The sequence below is a fragment of the Glutamicibacter sp. ZJUTW genome, from assembly GCF_008370855.1.
In the GTDB taxonomy this organism is placed as follows: domain Bacteria; phylum Actinomycetota; class Actinomycetes; order Actinomycetales; family Micrococcaceae; genus Glutamicibacter; species Glutamicibacter nicotianae.
Map to the genome: position 1 here is coordinate 3,210,661 of NZ_CP043624.1, position 18,715 is coordinate 3,229,375.

The 18,715-nt window shown below is 57.3% G+C and carries 13 protein-coding genes; 5 read left to right on the plus strand and 8 right to left on the minus strand.

What is annotated here, in order from left to right; genetic code table 11:
- The first annotated feature begins 44 nt into the window (after window positions 1-44).
- The 3 genes from F0M17_RS15110 to F0M17_RS15120 all read left to right on the plus strand — a co-directional run bounded on the left by F0M17_RS15110 (window position 45) and on the right by F0M17_RS15120 (window position 2,708).
- Window positions 45-929 (plus strand): transketolase, encoded by an 885-nt coding sequence (locus F0M17_RS15110; RefSeq protein ID WP_073706977.1) that lies wholly within the window; start codon window positions 45-47, stop codon window positions 927-929.
- On the plus strand, window positions 930-1,922 hold the full coding sequence (locus F0M17_RS15115; RefSeq protein WP_149597445.1) for a transketolase family protein: 993 nt from the start codon (window positions 930-932) through the stop codon (window positions 1,920-1,922).
- Between the two features lie 123 nt (window positions 1,923-2,045).
- A complete protein-coding gene (locus F0M17_RS15120) occupies window positions 2,046-2,708 on the plus strand; it encodes a GntR family transcriptional regulator (protein WP_073706979.1) in 663 nt (220 codons plus the stop codon).
- An 85-nt stretch (window positions 2,709-2,793) separates the two neighbouring features.
- On the opposite strand, the gene F0M17_RS15125 is transcribed toward F0M17_RS15120, so the two are convergent.
- The 6 genes from F0M17_RS15125 to F0M17_RS15150 all read right to left on the minus strand — a co-directional run bounded on the left by F0M17_RS15125 (window position 2,794) and on the right by F0M17_RS15150 (window position 11,416).
- Complete coding sequence (locus F0M17_RS15125) at window positions 2,794-3,867, minus strand: alkene reductase (RefSeq protein WP_073706980.1); 1,074 nt, start codon at window positions 3,865-3,867, stop codon at window positions 2,794-2,796.
- 144 nt (window positions 3,868-4,011) lie between these two features.
- Window positions 4,012-5,406: an ATP-binding cassette domain-containing protein gene (locus F0M17_RS15130; RefSeq protein WP_073706981.1), complete on the minus strand. Its 1,395-nt coding sequence runs from the start codon at window positions 5,404-5,406 to the stop codon at window positions 4,012-4,014.
- On the minus strand, window positions 5,403-6,161 hold the full coding sequence (locus tag F0M17_RS15135) for an energy-coupling factor transporter transmembrane protein EcfT (RefSeq protein WP_073706982.1): 759 nt from the start codon (window positions 6,159-6,161) through the stop codon (window positions 5,403-5,405). Before F0M17_RS15135 ends, F0M17_RS15130 begins: the two co-directional genes overlap by 4 nt.
- Window positions 6,162-6,168: 7 nt before the next feature.
- The gene (locus F0M17_RS15140; RefSeq protein ID WP_149597446.1) at window positions 6,169-6,975 is read right to left on the minus strand and encodes an ECF transporter S component; all 807 of its coding nucleotides are present in this window, start codon (window positions 6,973-6,975) and stop codon (window positions 6,169-6,171) included.
- Window positions 6,976-7,091: 116 nt separating this feature from the next.
- Window positions 7,092-8,189, minus strand: coding sequence for a nucleoside hydrolase (locus F0M17_RS15145; RefSeq protein ID WP_246857073.1), 1,098 nt, complete (start codon window positions 8,187-8,189; stop codon window positions 7,092-7,094).
- Window positions 8,190-8,263: 74 nt separating this feature from the next.
- Complete coding sequence (locus F0M17_RS15150) at window positions 8,264-11,416, minus strand: DUF3427 domain-containing protein (protein ID WP_149597448.1); 3,153 nt, start codon at window positions 11,414-11,416, stop codon at window positions 8,264-8,266.
- 302 nt (window positions 11,417-11,718) lie between these two features.
- Here F0M17_RS15150 and F0M17_RS15155 point away from each other — a divergent pair, with 302 nt between their 5' ends.
- Window positions 11,719-12,246, plus strand: coding sequence for a hypothetical protein (locus F0M17_RS15155; RefSeq protein ID WP_210416658.1), 528 nt, complete (start codon window positions 11,719-11,721; stop codon window positions 12,244-12,246).
- A gap of 1,126 nt (window positions 12,247-13,372) precedes the next feature.
- On the plus strand, window positions 13,373-14,350 hold the full coding sequence (locus tag F0M17_RS15160; protein WP_073706987.1) for a hypothetical protein: 978 nt from the start codon (window positions 13,373-13,375) through the stop codon (window positions 14,348-14,350).
- Between the two features lie 385 nt (window positions 14,351-14,735).
- Here F0M17_RS15160 and F0M17_RS15165 read toward each other — a convergent pair whose 3' ends face one another.
- Together F0M17_RS15165 and F0M17_RS15170 are read right to left on the minus strand one after the other, a co-directional pair.
- Complete coding sequence (locus tag F0M17_RS15165; protein ID WP_149597451.1) at window positions 14,736-15,926, minus strand: McrC family protein; 1,191 nt, start codon at window positions 15,924-15,926, stop codon at window positions 14,736-14,738.
- A gap of 13 nt (window positions 15,927-15,939) precedes the next feature.
- A complete protein-coding gene (locus F0M17_RS15170; RefSeq protein ID WP_143181080.1) occupies window positions 15,940-18,249 on the minus strand; it encodes an AAA family ATPase in 2,310 nt (769 codons plus the stop codon).
- Window positions 18,250-18,715 lie beyond the last annotated feature (466 nt).

Consider the following 18,715-nt stretch of genomic DNA (forward strand, 5'->3'; position numbering starts at 1 on the left):
GCAACCCCGAACACCGACCCGTTGAATTCTCGAGAGGACAACCTATGGCAATCGCAGCCACCGAAAATCAAACGTTGACTTTGGACCAGCGCACCGAAAGGGTCCGCGGCGCCGCGTACCGCATTCGCCACCACTCACTGAATATGGGCGAGGTGCAGGGCCAAGGATATGTAGGGCAGGCATTAGGTGCGGCAGACATGTTCGCCACCATTTACGTGGACCAGCTGAATTTCCGCCCGGCAGAACCGGATTGGCAAGACCGCGACCGCTTCCTGCTCTCCACCGGCCACTACGCCATCGGCTTCTACGCCGCGCTGGCCGAAGCGGGCATCATCCCGGTGGAAGAGCTGGAAACCTACGGTTCGGACGATTCCAGGCTCCCGATGTCCGGAATGTCCACCTATACCCCCGGCATGGAAATCTCCGGAGGCTCCCTGGGGCACGGCCTGTCCATCGCGGTCGGCATGGCCCTGGGCCTGCGCCACCAGAACAGGACCCAGCGGGTGATCAACTTCCTCTCCGATGGCGAACTGGATGAGGGCTCCACCTGGGAAGCGGCCATGGGTGCCGCCCACCACCAGCTGGGCCAGCTGACTGCCATGGTGGACATCAATGCCCTGCAAGCCGATGGTGCTACGGCCGGGGTACTGCGCACCGAACCGGTCGCCGAGAAATGGGAAGCTTTCGGCTGGTACGCCCAGCGGATCAACGGCAATGACCCGCGAGCGCTGCTGCAGGCTTTCGACAACATCGCGGCCCAAGCGGCCCTCACCTCGCGCCCGTCGGTCATCTTGTGCGACACCAAGGTAGGCCGTGGCGTTCCACTGCTGGAAAACCGCGAGAAAGCCCACTTCATGCGCATTGAAGACAACGAATGGCAGATCTGCCGCGACCAACTCACCGAAGGCTTCGAAGGGAGCAACTCCTAAATGTCTGCCACCGCCAAACCACGACTGAAAACCTCGGCCATGATCGCCTCCTTCGCAGAGCCCGGCCAGAAGACCGCGCCAGCCCCTTTCGGCCATGCCCTGGCCAAGGCGGCCGAGAAGGATCCGCGCATCGTAGGCCTGACCGCCGATCTAGGCAAGTACACGGACATGCACATCTTCGCCCAGCAGCACCCTGAACGCTTCTTCCAGATGGGCATGGCCGAGCAATTGCTGTTCGGAGCGGCCGCGGGGTTCGCCGAAACCGGCATGATCCCCTTTGCTTCCACCTATTCGGTGTTCGCTGCCCGACGAGCCTATGACTTCTTGTGCTTGGATATTGCCGAGCCGAACCTGAATGTGAATATCGTGGGAGGTCTGCCAGGACTGACCACCGGCTACGGCCCGAGCCACCAGGCCACCGAGGACATTGCCATCTTCCGCGGGATGCCGAACCTTACCATTGTGGATCCCTGCGACTCGGTGGATATCGAGCAATCGGTGCCGCAGCTAGCAGCTTGCGAAGGGCCAACCTATCTGCGCCTACTGCGCGGCAAGGTGCCTACCGTCTTGGATGAATACGACTACAGCTTCGAATTGGGCAAGGCAAAAGTACTACGCGGTGGAAACGACGTCGTCTTCGTATCCAGCGGCCTGATGACCATGCGCGCGCTGGATGCCGCGATGGAACTGGCCAGGCACAACGTAGATGTTTCCGTGGTGCACTCCCCCACCATCAAGCCCTTCGACTCGGAAACGGTTCTGAAGGAGGTGGCCGGGGACCGTCTGGTGGTCACGCTGGAAAATCATTCGGTGATTGGCGGGTTGTTCGAAACCCTGGCCTCGACCATGGTCCGTGGCGGGATTTCCTCGAAGGTCGTTCCCATCGGCCTGCCTGACGAGTTCCTTGACGCAGGAGCTTTGCCGACACTCCATGACCGCTACGGGTTGTCGATCAGCGCGATCGTCGCCAAGGTCCTGGCTGAGCTCGACTAGATGTGCCCTGATCATCTTGATGTGCTGCCTTGGGCGGGCGCAGTGCTCGCACTGCACCCGCCCAAGGCGCTAAGATCAACAGTTAACAATCGACAGTTGATTTCCAATTACTAGGGGTGTTCCATGGCCATCGCCGATTCTTCCTTGGTAGGCCTTCGCAAGAAGAGCCTGCGCGAGCAGGCATTGATCGCATTGCGCCGGGCCATCACTACCGGCGAATTGCAACAGGGAACCCACTTGGTGGAAACCGAGCTTTCAGCCTCCATGCAAATCAGCCGTGGCACCCTGCGAGAAGCACTGCGCCAATTGGAGCAGGAGGGCTTGGTCTCCGCTGGAGAACGCGGACGGCTGTCAGTTCGCCACTTGGACAACAAGGAAATCCAGGACATCTTCGCGGTCCGGGCCTCACTGGAGACTCTGGCGGCAACGACGCTGCTTCAGCGCGAAGACCTTTCGGACGCTCTCGCGCAGTTGCGCGCCGCGGTAAGCAACATGGAGCAACTCACGGACGATGAAATCGAGGATCGCATTGAAGCGGATCTTGAATTCCATCGCACTCTGTGCCGGCTGTCCGAGAATGACACCCTGCTGCATGCGTGGGAGCAGCTTGAGGGCTCCATCCGCATGTCAATCATGTTCGGCGGCTACGAACGTGGGGTGCGCAATATGGATGTCGCACGCCATTTCAAGCTGGTGGACACCATCGAGGCTGGCGACAGCGCCGCGGTTAGCGCGGAAATCTCCGAGCATATGCGCATTGCCGCCGAGACTCTGATGGGCTCGTAGGGCCACCACAAATATTGCAAAAGCCAGCGGCTCCATCCAATGCAGGTTGGACGGAGCCGCTGGCATTGCTATTCAGCTGGCGTGATCAGTTCTCCCAGAACGGGTAGTCGATGTAGCCCTTGGGACCTTCGGTGTAGAAGGTCGCGAAATCCGGTTCGTTCAGCGGCAGCTGTTCTTTCCAGCGGCGCACCAAATCCGGGTTGGCAATCGCAGGGCGGCCCACGACAACGGCTTCGCCCCAGCCTTCGGCAGCCACGCGGGCGGCTTCCTCATAGGTGGTGATCTCTGCGAAGCCGGTGTTCAGCAGCACCGGTCCGCCAAAGGCCTTGCGCAGCGACTGGACCAGCTCGCCGGCTGGGTCATGGTGCAGGATGCTCAGGTTGGCCAGCCCCAGTGGCGCGATGCCCCGAACCAGCGCGGTGTAGGTAGCCAGCACATCCGCGCGATCGTTTTCCAGCGCACCCTGGACATTGTGTTCCGGCGAAATGCGCAGGCCGGTCTTCCCGGCGCCAATGGCATTGGCAACCGCGGTCACTACTTCAATGACAAAGCGGGCCCGGTTCTCCGGGGAGCCACCATAGTTATCGGTGCGGGTGTTGGCCGAAGGTGCCAGGAACTCGTGCAACAGGTAGCCGTTGGCACCGTGAAGCTCCACGCCGTCGAATCCGGCGGCGATGGCGTTGCGCGAAGCAGTCACGAATTCCTCGATGATCCGTGGGAGTTCTTCAGAACCCAGTGCATGCGGAACCGGGTAGGCGTGCTTTCCGGTGTAGGTGCGCGACTCGCCCTCAACCGCGATGGCACTGGGTGCTTCGACGTAGTCGACACCGGTGGTTTCCGGGTGGGTGACGCGGCCAGCATGCATGACCTGGGCGACGATGAGGCCGCCTTCGGCGTGCACCGCGTCGGTGACCTTCTTCCAGCCGGCAATCTGCTCCTCGGTGACTAGGCCCGGCTGGCGGACGAATCCCTGGCCGGCAAAGCTCGGGTAGGTGCCCTCGCTGACAATCAGGCCCAGGGACGCACGCTGGCGGTAATACTCCACTACATCTGCGTTGGGCACGCCGTCCTTGCCCGAACGGGAACGGGTGAGCGGTGCCATGACCAAGCGGTTGGACAGCTTGAGGTCGCCGAGGGCGAGAGGGGAAAACAGATCCATGGGATAAGACTCCTGAAGTGGAATTTGTACTTGCATAGTCCAACTAGGTTTTCCGTTGACGTATTCCAGTTCGGCTGCAAATATGAGCTGGCTAACGGCCAGGGCAGTCTGTTGAACAAGGTCCAGTGAGCAGTTTCCCCGCTGTTATCGCGGCATTCTGTGCACCCGATGGGCAGTACGCGCGATGAATCGCTCATCATGGGAAGAGAACAGCACCGCTCCCCCGCGTTCAAGCATCGAATCGATGACCTCGTTCAGGATTTGAAGCCCCGCCGAATCCAGCGCCTCGGTTGGTTCATCAAGAAGCAGCAGCCGTGGTTCGCGCACCAGCACGGTAGCCAAGGCAACAAGCCGTCGGGCCGAAGCAGGCAGCTCATAAGGATGGGTCTGGGCATAGGATGCCAAACCCAGTTGCTCAAGAATTCGCGGCACCCGGGCGCGCTGAATGCCCTTTTTGGGAAGGCCAAAGGCAATCTCGCGGGTTACCGTCCGCTCGAAGAGCTGGTCCGAAGGATTTTGCAGGAGCATCCCGGAATCGGCTGCCACCCGCAACTTGCCGGCAATTGGCTTGAGCAGGCCCGCGGCGGCTTTGAGCAGTGTAGTCTTGCCTGTTCCGTTGGCACCGGCAAGCCCCACGCATTCTCCTGCAAGGACTTCGAGATCGAGGTCGGAGATGACCGGGGCACTCGCGCCCTTGTATCCGAGTTGCACTCCGGCAAAGGCCAACAGGGGCTTTGCGAAGGCTAGTGCGACGGATGCTCGAGTCGGACTGGAAGACAACGAAGTAGTTCTGGCGGTTTCAGCCGCAGGCCGCAAAGTTCCGTCCGCCAAATTCCACAGGGCATCTGCTTCGGCTTCCCATGCTTCAGTGGTACGGGTTAACACCACTAGCGCGGTGCCGGCGGCACGCAGCCGGGTGACCATCTCCGTCACTGCTTCGATTGCCTTGGAATCCAAGCCTGCCAGCGGTTCATCCAGCACGATGATGGTAGGCATGGCTGCTGACAGCGCCGCCAGGGCGACCAAGCGTTCTTGGCCTCCTGAAAGCTTGGCAGGATCGCGTTCCAGCAGATGCTCCATGGACAGCCGTGCTGAAAGCTCGGAGATGAGCTCGGCCATCTCTTCGCGGGGCATTCCTTCGTTCTCCCTCGCGAAGACCAGCTCTTCTGCAACCGTCTGGCGAATCCTCGAAAGGTAGAGACCAGCATCCTGGGGCAACAATCCCACATGCCTGGCCCAGCCGGCTACGTCGATTCGTGGCGAATGCTCCGGAGAATAATCGATCCGTTGCCCCGCCAGGATAAATGTTCCCTCACAACTGTCGGTTCCCTGCCGCGGGAGCATACCAGCGAGTACCCCGCCAAATGTGGATTTCCCGGATCCAGAGTCGCCGGAAATGACCGTCAAGGACCCCGGAGATAATTCCAGCTCGATTGCGCGCAAGGTATCGTGATCCGCGTCTGCGTAGCGGAAGCTTCCCAACCGGAGGTGCAGCACCGACGTGCTTTCGACAGGTGCACGGTGTTCCACGTCCATCATGCGGCACCTCCGAATGGCACCAGAATCGCTACCGGCACCACCACCGAACACAGCAGGGCAACCCAGCGGACTCCTCGCTGTATTTGCGAGTCTGCGACCTGGCGCAATCTGCTGTGCTCGCCGCGGGCTGGAAAACCGCGTGCCTCCAGATAAACCGAACGGTCATGGGCATCCTGCACCGAGGAGAGCACCAGCGGCACCGCTCGTAGCCTCAGGCGCTGCAGCCAGCCGGCCAAGCCACGGCCGGTTCCTGCCTTCCGCAAAGCTTGGGCTTCGCCAATGGCATGCTGCTTTTCCATCATCTGCGGAAGAAGGAACAAGGTGGACGCCAGCAGGTACCCCGCCTGCGGCGGAGCTGGCGACAAGTCGATGGCCGCCACCAGCTGGTGCTTGTCGATCAGCAAACCACAGAGCAAGCCAACCACCACCAGCACCGCTGTGCGCAAAGCCAAGGCCGTGGCAATCTCCACTCCCCCAAGGGTCAGGCTTACTGGCCCCCACGAGGCGATCACCGGAGACGAATCCCGGGATGCCAGTCCATGGATCATCAGCAAGGACAACAGGGTTGGAAGCATGATTGCACCGCTAAGCGCCGCGAGTTTGCGGGCTTTGCCGGCCACCGCGCCAATGGCCACGCAGAGGACTATCACCGCGCAGCTCAGCCACCATACGTTGGTAGCCGTGGCTACGGCAACCGTGAACAAGGCGAGGCAAAGCACGGTAAAGGGGTGCAACCCGGTGATGCGGCGCTTCATCGGTGTACTACTTGTTTCCGCTCTTGCCCAGCACCTTGTAGCGGCGGATGAATTCGAAGGAACCGCTCAGGCGCTTCGGCAGGGCGAAGACCAGCAGTGCCGCGATAAGGAAGACAATGGCCTTATCTCCCGGATCGGAGATCAGGGCCTGCTTGGTGACTGCGGAGAGCAGCGAATCACCCATGGAACGGAAGGCTGCAACTACTGCGCCGGTACCGACTCCCGAGGTGCCGCCGTAGACGAACGCGGCTACCGGGGAAGAGACCACACCAACCAGCACACCGGAAACCAGGCCGGCGATTGGGGCAAGGTATGGCCGGCGCAAGGCTCCGTAGCGGGCGGCGGTTCCCGCAAGGAAACCGACCAGCGCGGCTCCAGCTGCGAATGGCAATACGGTAGGTGCAAACAGCGACCAGATCAGGGTGCTGAGCACACCGGTGGCGGCGCCGGCACGGCGTCCGGCCAGGAAGCCTACCAATACGGTGCCGATGGAATCCAGGTAGAGCGGGACCATGACGGATCCGACGAATTGGCCCAGGATGATGTTCAATGCCAGGGCGACCGGGATCAGCGTCAGGGCAGAAACTGGCAGATCCGGCAGGACTGCGAGCAGCAGCAGGATGGCAGCGATCAGGTAAGCGGCGAAAGTTGCCAGAGCAACTCCCTGGCCCAGCCCTTCGACGATTCCCGTTGGTTGGGTGATGACCAGAAACAGGTAGGTTCCAACGAGAAGCAGGGTTCCAGCGGCGCCGAGCACCCGGCGGCGCAGGAGCTGGGTCGGTGATGCTTCGGGCAAGAGAAGATTCGGTGACATGATGAGGCAATCCTGGGGATACGAGTTAATTGCGCGCAGGATTGCTCCCGCAACGCGCGAATGGCGGGTCTATGTCACCTCGACCCGGTAGACGAGTCTAGCCCACCTGCTTGCGCTCAGGAATTCTCATTGAGTTTTCTTGCCAGCGCGCCGAGTCGTTGGACCAGCTCGGCAAATCCCGCCTCGGGATTATTTGCCACGACCACTTGTGCATTCGCCGGTTTGCCCCACAGCCCGCGGAAGTCAGCCACTGTCGTACCAAAGAGCAATGGTGAATCTGTTTCTACGTCCACCGTTGCGGGGCGGGTCTCGTAGTCCAGCGTGCCGGCGGCAACGCCAGCGGCAAAGAAGTCGTGCACGTGAGCGATGTAACCTTGGTCGTATTGGCGATGGAATTCGAAGTAGAAACGCAGGGCGTCGGAGAGATAGCGCACCAGTGGATTCGAGGACTTGCTTAATGTCCCTTCTGGATCGCTAGCCTGGACAATTTCCGGTTCAGCGCATCCAGATTCACTGGAGAGCTTTTTCAGAAAGTCGGGCTGCATTTCAAAGCGCTCCGTAGTGTCCAAAGAGCAGACAATCGGCAATTTCGAGGAATCCAATCCTTCTTCAGCGGCAGCAGTGTACGCAGCAAAGACTTCCTTTGCGGCATGCGGGTCCACGTGAGTGTTCCATTCGGCCGTAGGCGTGGTGTTGCCCTGGTAGTAGAAGGCACCGCCCATGATTACTACCTTGCGCAGCAACCAGGGAAGTCGTGGTTCGCGGCGAAGCGCAAGGGCGAAGTTGGTCAGTGGCGCGGTGAGGAGGACAGTCAGTTCGCCCAGGTTGCCCCTTGCAGCTTCGATCCAATAATCGATGGCGTCGAGAGCCATGGGCTCTGGGTACATTGGGTCTGGAAGGGTCGCGTAGCCAACGCCTTGCGGACCATGAGTTTCCGGCGTAGTCACCAAAGGAATTTCTAGCGGTTCGCGCGCACCAATGAGCACTGGAATGTCCGACTTTGCGCAGAGCGTAAGCAAGGCACGATTATTCGCTGCGACCTGCCCGACATCGATGTTGCCCGGAGTACAGGTGACAGCTTCTATCCGAATATGGTCGAGCGAGGAGAGGTACGCCAGCGCCAAGGCATCATCTATCCCGGTGTCGCAGTCGATCAGGAGTCGACTCGACGGCCGTTGGTAGGCCTCGTCTGCAATTTCGAGCTTTCCCGGCACGTCATTCCTCATCTTCCTCACTGCAAAGATCTAAGCAGATAGTTCTCACTGTCATGGAAATAACCGCCACATTCTCAACGAGCAACTGCATTCGCTGATGTGAATACGCTGACCGGCATCTCTCGATGCAACTTCCACGTGATGGCGATGGGTTTGGAACCTTCGTGTTTCACATAATCGACTGTGCCCAAGCATGTGAACGGCAATACCAGCCCGTCAATGTCCCTCGCGGCGTCTCTGGTGAAAAGCAAGATATGCGAAGCATGCTCTTTGCGGTTCAAGTAGCGTTTGCCGGTAGGGCTGGTTGGGCTGGTGGCGTTCTGTGATTCCCAGTGAAATAATTGCGGGCTGATCGCATAGTCCTTGTATAGGGTATTTGGATTGTGGACGGATTCGTCCTTGTCCAGCGTTACGAAGAGCGCGTCGGTATTTGCCTGTGAACACCATGCGACCCCTTCACGGTGGTTGACTCCCTTGCCAAGTTCCAACGATCCGTATTCAAGTGCTGCTAGAATCTCAGAGCGCCAGTATGTGGCATGCGAATACAGCGGGATATGCTGCAGTCCGAGCGGGAGTCCCCTTGGTGCGTGCGCTCCGCGGTCCACACCTCTCGCAAAGGCAGCTCGCAGCTCTTCAACCAGGTATCCGTTTGCACGAATGCGATCTAGTCCCTGGTCGTAGGTTTCAAACCCGCCTCCGTTATCCCAGAAGGTATAGAACAGCATCCGAGCAAATATTTGCACTCGCGGTTCCAAGTCGGCATAACGTGGGGCGCTAGTTGAAAGCAGCGCCGAGTACGCATCAGCGCGCTCTGCATCGTCAACATGGAGGAAACGAGTTACCCGTTTAAGAAGTTCATGTTCTTCATTTAGTTGGTCGACACCGATTCGGTTCAACTCTTCTTCCCAAGGAGAACGCGATGAGATCAGTCCTGCTCGACGAACCAATTCAGTCCACGAATCTCCCGTTTTGCGGTAAATATCTTTGACATCTCGTCCGGACGCGGCGAGGTAGTCGTCCATGGCAGTCAGCCCATGCGACTTAATTTCATTTACCAATGCCGGCTTGGTGAGCTTTAACTGAGATCGAATGTTCTCTAGCACGATCGCGCGCGCCACGCGGTCGAGCATTAGCTGGCACCCCGAGGGAAGTCCGGGCGCACCGTCATCAATGATGTGCTCCAATTTTTTGCGCGGAACATCCAGCAAGGCACGAAACTTCACGTCGAAACGGAACTCCCGACGTTGTTGGCCGATGAAGTCCAATACCGTAAGTACTGCCTTGTCGTCTGCGCGCCGGAGTCCACGGCCGAGCTGTTGCAGGAAGATCGTGGAACTCTGAGTGGGACGTAGCAAAAGAATGGTGTCGATCTCCGGAACGTCGAGGCCCTCGTTAAAAAGATCGACGGCAAAGATGCAGTTCAGTTCACGGGCACGTAGTTTGGCTAGCGCTCCCTCGCGTTCCTCGGTGCTTGAAATTCCGGACACCGCTACCGAAGGGATTCCTGCCTCGTTGAAAACCTTGGCCATGTAATGCGCGTGTTGGACCGAGACACAGAAACCCAGTGCACGCATCGCGGACGTGCTGACCACCTTGTCGCGCAGTTCGTTGATGATCTTCAGTGCACGCATGTCATTACCTGTGTAAACATTACTCAGCTGTTCCAGGTCGTAGGAACCGCGCTTCCATTCGATTGCGGTGAGGTCGACGTCGTCTGCCACCCCGAAATAGTGGAAAGGAACCAGGAGGTCTGCGTCCAAGGCATCCCACAGGCGCAGTTCCGCGGCAATTCGACCGCCGAAGTAGGTGTCAGCCACATTGACGCCGTCGCCACGTTCGGGTGTTGCAGTGAGTCCCAGCAGTTCGATGGGCTTCAGGTGCTCAATGAGCTTGCGGTATGAAGATGCTTCGGCATGGTGGAATTCATCGATCACCACCACATCGAATGCCTGCGGGTCGATCCTGGAAAGTCCGAAAGCGGCTAAGGACTGGATACTGGCGAACACGTGCTTCCAGGCTTCCGGTTTTTGTCCATCCACGAACATCTCGCCAAAGGAGCCCTTCCCCAGTACCTTGCGATACGTTTTGAGCGATTGCTCTAGGATCTCCTTGCGGTGAGCCACGAATAAAAGGGTAAGGTCCCGGCCAGCAGCTTCGCACAGTCGCTCGTAATCCAGCGCCGCGAGTACGGTCTTGCCGGTCCCCGTTGCAGCAACCACCAGGTTTCGGTGCTCGTTGCGGTTTGTGCGGGCGGCTTCGAGTTCTTCGAGCATTTCCTTTTGGTGCAGCAGCGGAAGCACTTCCAGCCCGGTGGATCCGAGCATTCGTTCCGCCGTCGTTCCGCCCGCCCGTTTCAGTGCAGCGTCAAGTCGCTCTGCGTCAGTATCGGGATCGTATGGAACGAAGGCGTCGTCCTCCCAATAGCTGTCGAAGGTCATCGAGAATTTTTGCAACAGACTTGGAGTTGCCACGCCAGAGAGTCGAACATTCCATTCAAGGCCGTCGAGCAGTGCCGGTCGGCTCAGGTTGGAGCTTCCAACGTATGCAGTGTCAAACCCTGAATTCCGGTGGAACATCCAGGCCTTGGCGTGAAGCCGGGTCGCATTGGTCTCGTAGTTAATGCGAACTTCGGCACCGAAACGGCGAACCAATTCGTCGATTGCGTGACGTTGGGTGGCACCCATATATGTTGTGGTGATGACCCGGATCGGAATGCCGTAATCCTTGAGTGTCTCCAGCGAATCGGAAAGCAACCGGAGACCTTCCCATTTGATGAAGGCACACAGCAGATCGACTCGATCGGCCGAAGATAACTCGGCTCTCAGCTCGGCAGCCAGTTGCGGGTCTTCGCGGCTATTCGTGAGTAGGGCAGCCGAGCTTAGCGAGGTCTGCGGTCGTTTGAATGACCGCATCCGAATTGCATCGTCGCGTTGCAACTCCAAAAGTTTTTTCGGGCCCGGTAGAACATCCTGTGAATGACCAACCATGTCAAGTATCTGGTTGGACAGGTCAATCATTTGATCCGGCGTTAGCGCGCCCAACCGCTTCTCAATCGCGCGCCCAAGAAAGCGGGCCAGTTCACCCGGGGCGTTCTCGGGAACAATCGGTTCCACTGTCCGCTTGTAGCCGGACAATGCCTGAAGTCGCCCTGCTAGGTGGTCGGTAATAAGAATCTCGAAGATTCCTTCACCCAAGTCGAACGTATTTAGCTCTTCCCCGATGTCCATGTTGCCAGGTTACTCGACTCATAGGACGATTTGCGGCACTGAAGATTGCACTCCGTGGCTATTGCACTCCCCGTTAGCACTGTTTCAACTGGATAGGAGTGAAACTGCAGTAGTTACGATCGAGATTAGACCGCGAGGCAGGAATCTTGCGATAAATTATCAACGTGCCACTATCTATTCGCGAGCTCTTTGCCGCTGCAGATCTAAATCCATCCGGCGTGGTCCAATGGGGCGAGCTGGCTCTTCCAAACGTTCCGGGTGTTTACTGTGTCAGTTGGTCCGTCGATGCGGAGGCCACACGCGTGAACAGAGATATTTGTGTTCCTTCGGCGTCGGCCTACACCGATCTATTGTCAGTCTGTCCCAGGACATCCGTTGATGGCGTTCTCGCGACGCCAAGCACATTGACCGAACGGATTGGACGCTTCTGGATCCCTAACGAACCAGTCCTCTACATCGGCATGGCTGGCACTTCAATCCGGACCCGAGTTGGACAGTACTACTCGACCAAGTTGGGCGCTCGCGCACCACACGCTGGTGGCTGGTGGTTAAAGACTCTTGAAAGTCTTGATCAGTTGTACGTGCATTTCGCATCTTGCGACGAGGTCTCGACTCGTGAACAGTCCATGCTCGCTGCCTTTGCCACCAGCATCGATCCCGGGCATCGCCGTCATCTGTTTGATAATGAGAGGGTGGCACCATTTGCCAATATCGACGTAGGCAACGGCCTCCATAAGCGCCATGGCTTGTCGAACTACAAGGTCCCGCGTAATCAGCGTCAATCGTTGGTTACACAGAACCCATTGATGGTTCGTCTGCCGAATCAATAGTCCAGTCGCAACCAGTGACAGACAAGGACCGCATGCGGAGCGAACTTCGTATTCCTTTCGAAGCCAAACATGCATTTCCTGATGTGACTACCAAGCTCCAGGTCGTCCTCGATGGTGTGCACGTCGATGTCCTTTGGCGGCCCAATGGGTCTCGTTCCGGAACTATTGGAGTGGGCGCTGCGTACATGCGAAGACTGCGGGAGAGCGACGAGCCGCTTCAGATCAATGTCAACAATAGAATCTACACCATCTTGCGTAAGTAACCATAAGCCGGCCTGCACGGACAGAATATCAACTGACGTCTGTTCCGATCCCAGGATTGGTCACGCTGCCGCACGATGGCCATTTCGTTTTGCCGGGCGCCGAACTGGCGCCTGCAGCAAGTCTCGAATCTCCTCTACCTCCAAGTCGAGTCCAGCAGCTTCGGTCCGATTTCGAGGGCGCTGAAATCATTTCAATGGATGAGCACCAAAAGATAATCCACCAGAGCACCGGGCAACTCGGAGAGAACTTTCGTTTGCCGTTCCCCCGAGAAGTTATGGCAATTCTTAGCCACATCGACAGGAGTGGGCGGCGGGTCGAGTCGGCTCGGCTCGCAGCTTGGACGATTGTGAGGAAGACACATGGATCGGCAAGCTTTCGAGCCACCAGATCTATGGTGGCCAGTAGGCACCAAATGTGACCATGTGGTTATCTTCAGAGCGAGAAGCAAGGTTACTAAAGCGAAATGGTGTCTACGCGATACGAGGGGCATAAAGTATGGAGGTGACGTGGATCAAAACCGCTGGTTGGAAGTTAGCCCGTCGCAATTCGCCCGCGAAACCGTGGGCCTCAAGTACCCTAAAGCCAAGGTGCCGTCCCAGAGACTCTTCGGGAGTCTCCTCGAAGACCGCTAGTTCCTGACGATACAGCGATCAGCGGCCTGACTGCTTCCGAACATGCGAATAACGACCGCGTCGCTGACCGAGCCGATGAATGTCATTTCCCCATACTGGTCAGGCGCGCAACATCCGGGTAATGCCGCTGGACGGACCGTTTCGCAGGCCATCCCGCGGCCAGCTAAGAATTCCGGCTACAACGTAAGTCGGTGCACGAACATGCCGTTCCAGGTGCTTGGATAGAAACCATGAAAATGGATTTCTACTCAGAAGATGTTTGGCCGCACATCACCGAAATTGTTGACGGCTCCGGCAAGATTCACGCCGCGATTGCATTCCTGGGGAACGACGCACCGGACCGACTACCACTCAAGGCTGGCGATGTACTGCTGGTCAATGCACGGGCCAACAATGTATCTTCACGAGCCACCAGCCCATTCGCAATCGAGCGATACATCGACCGAGGCGTCAAGGTTTACAGCTCAGAACGCCTTCATGCCAAAGTAATTGCGACAGACAAGCACGCTATCGTCGGATCAGCCAATGCCTCCGCAAGCTCTGCGCGATCCTCTGAAGCCATCATCGTTACTGACAGCATAAAAAATCGTAGAAGCGTCAAGGAGTTTGTTCTCCGCGAGATCGATGACCATGGAATGAAAATAACCCAGGAGAAGCTGGCAGATCTCAAGCGTCTGTACAAAGAAGGGAAAGCAATATCCGGAATCACCGGAGTCAACACGTCGAAGCCACTGGTTACAGGCTTCCCATGGGCGGTCGAGAACGTGTATTTGGTGACGAGGTACGACGCAGACCTAACGGAAGAAGAGCAGGACGAGATCCTCACCGGCACAACGAGACCCACCGGCTTCAACCTTGACGTCATGCAAATCGAGAACGCCGACGACGCGTACAAGTGTGGAGACATCGTCATATTCTGCGACGATATGTACATTTATCCACCGATCAAAATCGACAGCGGCGTGGTCTTTGTAAACGACGAAGAATCGAGAATGGGGCAGGTAACTCAGCAGAGAAGCAAGGGGATGAGGGTCCTGAAGCGATCAGGATTTTCGCCTCGGTACGTCACGGATACGGAAAGCTTCGATGATCTTATGGATCTTCTGGACGAAGCTTCCGGTCACCTGAAGCTTTCGGGCGGTCGCCGTGATGCAATGATCCGAGTTTGGTTCCCTGAATTCAAGGAACTGTCAGCCCCAATTGAATAACATGGCGTTACTGGCCGACCTTTTCCTCGGCTATTTCCCCCATACGGCGGCCATTCAAATCTCGTGGCGCCGGCTCCCGTTGCGGCTGAGGGCTCTGCGTTAGATCCGTGGTGGACTGCGCGCCTGCTGGTCATCGATTGAGCATGTCTAGCGCGTCCCGGATGCGGATCCCCGGACCGGCATGCAGCTGGCTTTCGTCGACGACCGCCGGTCCCTACTCGCCGATTGTCTAGGCGATCTGGTAAACGGTCGGTAGAGTCCGCCACGTCAGTTCTCGGCCTTCTTGTAATTTTCGATTTGCGACTCCCAATCGCAAGCCTTGGGAAGGTCTCGAAGAGTTGCGCCACCAAGATACTGACCACGACGTCATGGAAAAGTGTGTGACTTATACAGAATTTTTTCGAGCATGGGCCAAGTTAGCGACATTCTGCACCCGCTCCAACAGCCGTTCTGGACTCAATGACAGGTCCAACGGAAAGTGCACGATTTCCTTGTTTGTATTTCTGACTTTCACGATTCTGGGGCTTCCAGCACCTGCATAAAGCAACCATGCCCTCGGCACGTCCAAAGCAGTGCAGTACGCAAGCATCTGGTACTCATCTGCGTTTGAGTAGCTACCGAACTGTGAAGCTTTGTATTTGGCGTCGAATACAACCCGGGGTATGCCAGCCTCGCAATAGACGGCATCAACGTACATGGTCGTACGTGGTCTTTCCCCTTGTCTGGGCTCATCCAAATGAGCTTCGAACTGAGCGTGAACAGTCCCCGGAAAGAAACGCATGGACTCCTTTATCGCTGTCGTCACGAAATCTTCAAATACCTTCGCCATGTCCACAGCAAATGAGCTCATCCTGCTGCGTCCCTTGCCCGACTCTACAGATAGTCCATCACGAATCAGGGCGGCCATACGAAGCGCCGGAATATAGTGGGCGTTGGCCCTACTTTCTTGCCATTGCGGCCATGGAGCAACCCGAGGGAGAAGTTTCACACCATCGAGGTTCCGGTCCAAACGCGAGAGACGTTCCCGCACCGCAGGAGGCACCGCGGTAAGATCGAGAACGATTCTTATTGCGGTCCGAAGTATCCGGTTCTCGGCGATGTCCTTCGTGAAATCGTCAAAGGTGACTTCCAACGGAATGGGAAGTCCAAGGTGTCGTGAGATCTGGTCTCCAACACGGATCTTGCCACGAAGCACTCGCAGTGACTCCTCCACGGTGACGTAGCTAGAGAGCGGCCCGCGTTGCAGGGCTCTCTCGCATTGTCGTGCAAAAGAATGTGCGATCGCCGCAAAAAAATCTGGTTCCTCCACCGCGTCCGTGTCCGCTTCACTAAAGCCCGGGTCAGCAGCGTAGCCGAGCATGAACATCAGCCGACTCAGGCCCACCTTATCTTTGGGACGAACCTCAATCAGCAGTTCCCCCACCTGCACGGCGCCCACCATTCCCGTCGGGCTGATGTCCCAGCCGCCGCACCAGGAACGAGAAACATTAACCAACTTCGAGGCCCGCAGCATTTCAGCGTCGTCCTCGCTTAGTTCCACGGATCGAGGTGTGGTTTCGAGCTCGTGAAATGTCATGGGTGTACACACGTCAGCTCAAGCCTTCTTCAATTACTACTGTCGACTCGACGGCAGAAACTTCGCGGTCTTCATCGCTCGCGACGAGCTTCCTGGCTTTCTTGCGGATGCTGGACAGACCGAACCGACTGCGTACTTCGTCTCGACTGAATCGTCCAAAGTAGTGTTCCTCCAGCAAGGGCAAGAGTTCGTACTTCCAGATCCGTTCCAAGCCAACATCACTCTCGGCATGATTCCCCATGAAGTACGACGGACCGATCATCAAATCACGGTCCGTTCCTTCGATTTCCAAGTTCAACGCCCTGAGCAGATCAGCCCGCAACGAAGGTTGCCCCGTAGCCTGAAGGAATCGATCGAGCATTCCCTCAATTAGGCCATCCTGGGGATGCAACTCAATGAAGGCGAAACGACGGCGGATGGCCGCATCGATCATCGCTACCGATCGATCCGCGGTATTCATTGTTCCAATGATGAATAGATTCGGTGGAAGCTTAAATGTCGATCCGGGACTGTATTGAAGGTTGATGCTCTGGTCTCGGTATTCAAGCAGGAAGTAAAGCTCGCCGAAGATCTTGGCCAGATTGCCGCGGTTCATCTCATCAATTATCAAGAAGAAAGGCTTGTTCCGGTTCCCCTCTGCTGATGCTTCTGCCGCAATGCGTCGCAGTGGTCCAGGCTCCAAAGCAAATCCCAATTGGCCGTTGTCGGCGGCAGACGGACGATAGCCTTCAAAGAAGTCTTCATAGGCGTAGGAAGGGTGAAACTGGACGACCTGGACATGGTCAGAGTGTTCCCCCGTCGCCAAAAACCTGGCAAGTTTGCCCGCGAGGAAGGTCTTTCCCGTTCCCGGTGGGCCATAAAGAACAATTTGTCTGCGAGTACGCAACATCTCCACGACCTCTTGCAGCTGATCCCTCTCGATGTGGATTGAAGCGGCAAACGTCTGGTCAATCTCGGACAGGAGTTCAGGTTGCGTGGCGGGCTCTTGTGCAATCGGGATTTCAGGTTCCTCGGATTCTTCCGCTTCGCCGGTTTCGGAGAGAAAAACCGTCAAGTCAGATAGTGCCGCCGTCGCGTCAACAAACGGTCCCCGTTCGTCAAAAATTCCAAGGACGAGCTTACCTGCACGGTCAGCAGGGAGTTCTACTAGTTGCCAGTCCACGTCGCAGGCCAGATGCGCCGGCTCGTCAGCAACAAAACGGACTTCGGACTCAACGATTCCAACAAATAGTTCATCACCGCGACGGGTGAATACCACGTCCCCCACCCCCATCAAGGTCAGGAATCGGTGGAATGCGTGGGCGCTTTGCTTCCGTTCCGCATAATCAACGTGGTCATACCCCAATTCCACGGCGCGCTGAATCTGTGGCAAAGTACTTCCCGGTTCCACTTCGCCGAGGTGAGTCGCCTGCAGAGAGATCTCCCCGCGATCCAACCAGTCGTCTAAGAGCTGCTGGCTCCCCTGCTGTTGCCGAACCAGCCAGGCCCTCTGTCCTGCCTTCGTCGACGACTTCCTCAGCCAGTCGTTGATGAATAGTTCTCCATACCAATCAACACGGTGGCCTGCCTTGGAATTGTGGATCTTGTGGATAGCAGCAAGATCGTTGGCAATTGATCGTTGATCCGAGCCACTTTGACCGCCAATTTCCCAGGCGTATGCCTCGAGAAGTAATTTTCGATGGTTCTGGCTAACCACCGGTTCGAAGAAGTTCGGCCACATCATGTATTCGACCGCAAAACGGACACCTTGTATCCGATCGTCCACCGCGTCGGTGATTGCGCCGAATGCATCCGGGCCAGCCAGGGCTTCTTCCAATACTTTTTGGGGCTGCGCACGCACCTGCAGCACGAAGCGGGCAAGCCAAACGAAATTATGCCATTTCCGGCTGCTGTAGCCCCGCCCGCCGTTGAAAGCCCCAGAAGATTTCATCCCCTTGAGGATTTCATCAGGTATCTGCGTATCGGCATTCACCCAAGACAGAATCAATTCGATGTGGTCCTGCTTGGTATCACTCCTAACATTGACGAGCGGCAGCTGAGTGAGGGTCATCAGCTCGGCAGCCAGAACAATAACGGCGGTTTCGGCCCCTTCCAGCTGGGCTTGCAGCTTGACCAAGAAATTGCCCGTGCCACCGTCATAGTTGTCGAAAGTCCTGCGGAGCAGTTCCGTCGCGTTGTGTTCAGTCCACGTCGTCTGGTTCCAGAATGGAGAAGGTTCACCACGCAGGCCTCGTTCGAGGATCATTTGGCCAGCTGATTCCAGTTCTGGCGCGGGCCCCCTTCGGTTCGTCATCATCGATTCATCGGCACTGAACTCATTCAAGATGTCTCCCTGGTTACTAGCTTGGCGCTGCGGTCTTGAGAAACACTATATGGCAGGGAAACAGCTGGCTCAGCGAGAACGCGGAGCATCGGTTACGGTGTGCGTGAGCCAAATCAATACGACTAGGAGGTTCCATGCCGTTCTAATGTCTCGACCACTCTGGATCGGTGGTCGGCAAGTCGAATACGTCGCTACCTGCGGCGGATTCTGCTCCGATGACCGCTTCGCACACGATTCCAACTTAGGTAGATTCCGACTCTCGGCTATCGCTATTCACTGAACATTGGTAACCCTCAACTCTGGAGCGTCCAAGTCCAAATGAGCCGTGATGCACCCGTGCGAACTTGAACCCTTCGCTATTCGTGCTTCGAGCGCCCCAACCTTGATCGAGACCTTGGAAGATGCGGACGATTCCAGTGCCAGGACGAAGGTCACCTCGGCTTCGGCCAGCCTGATGATGACTTGT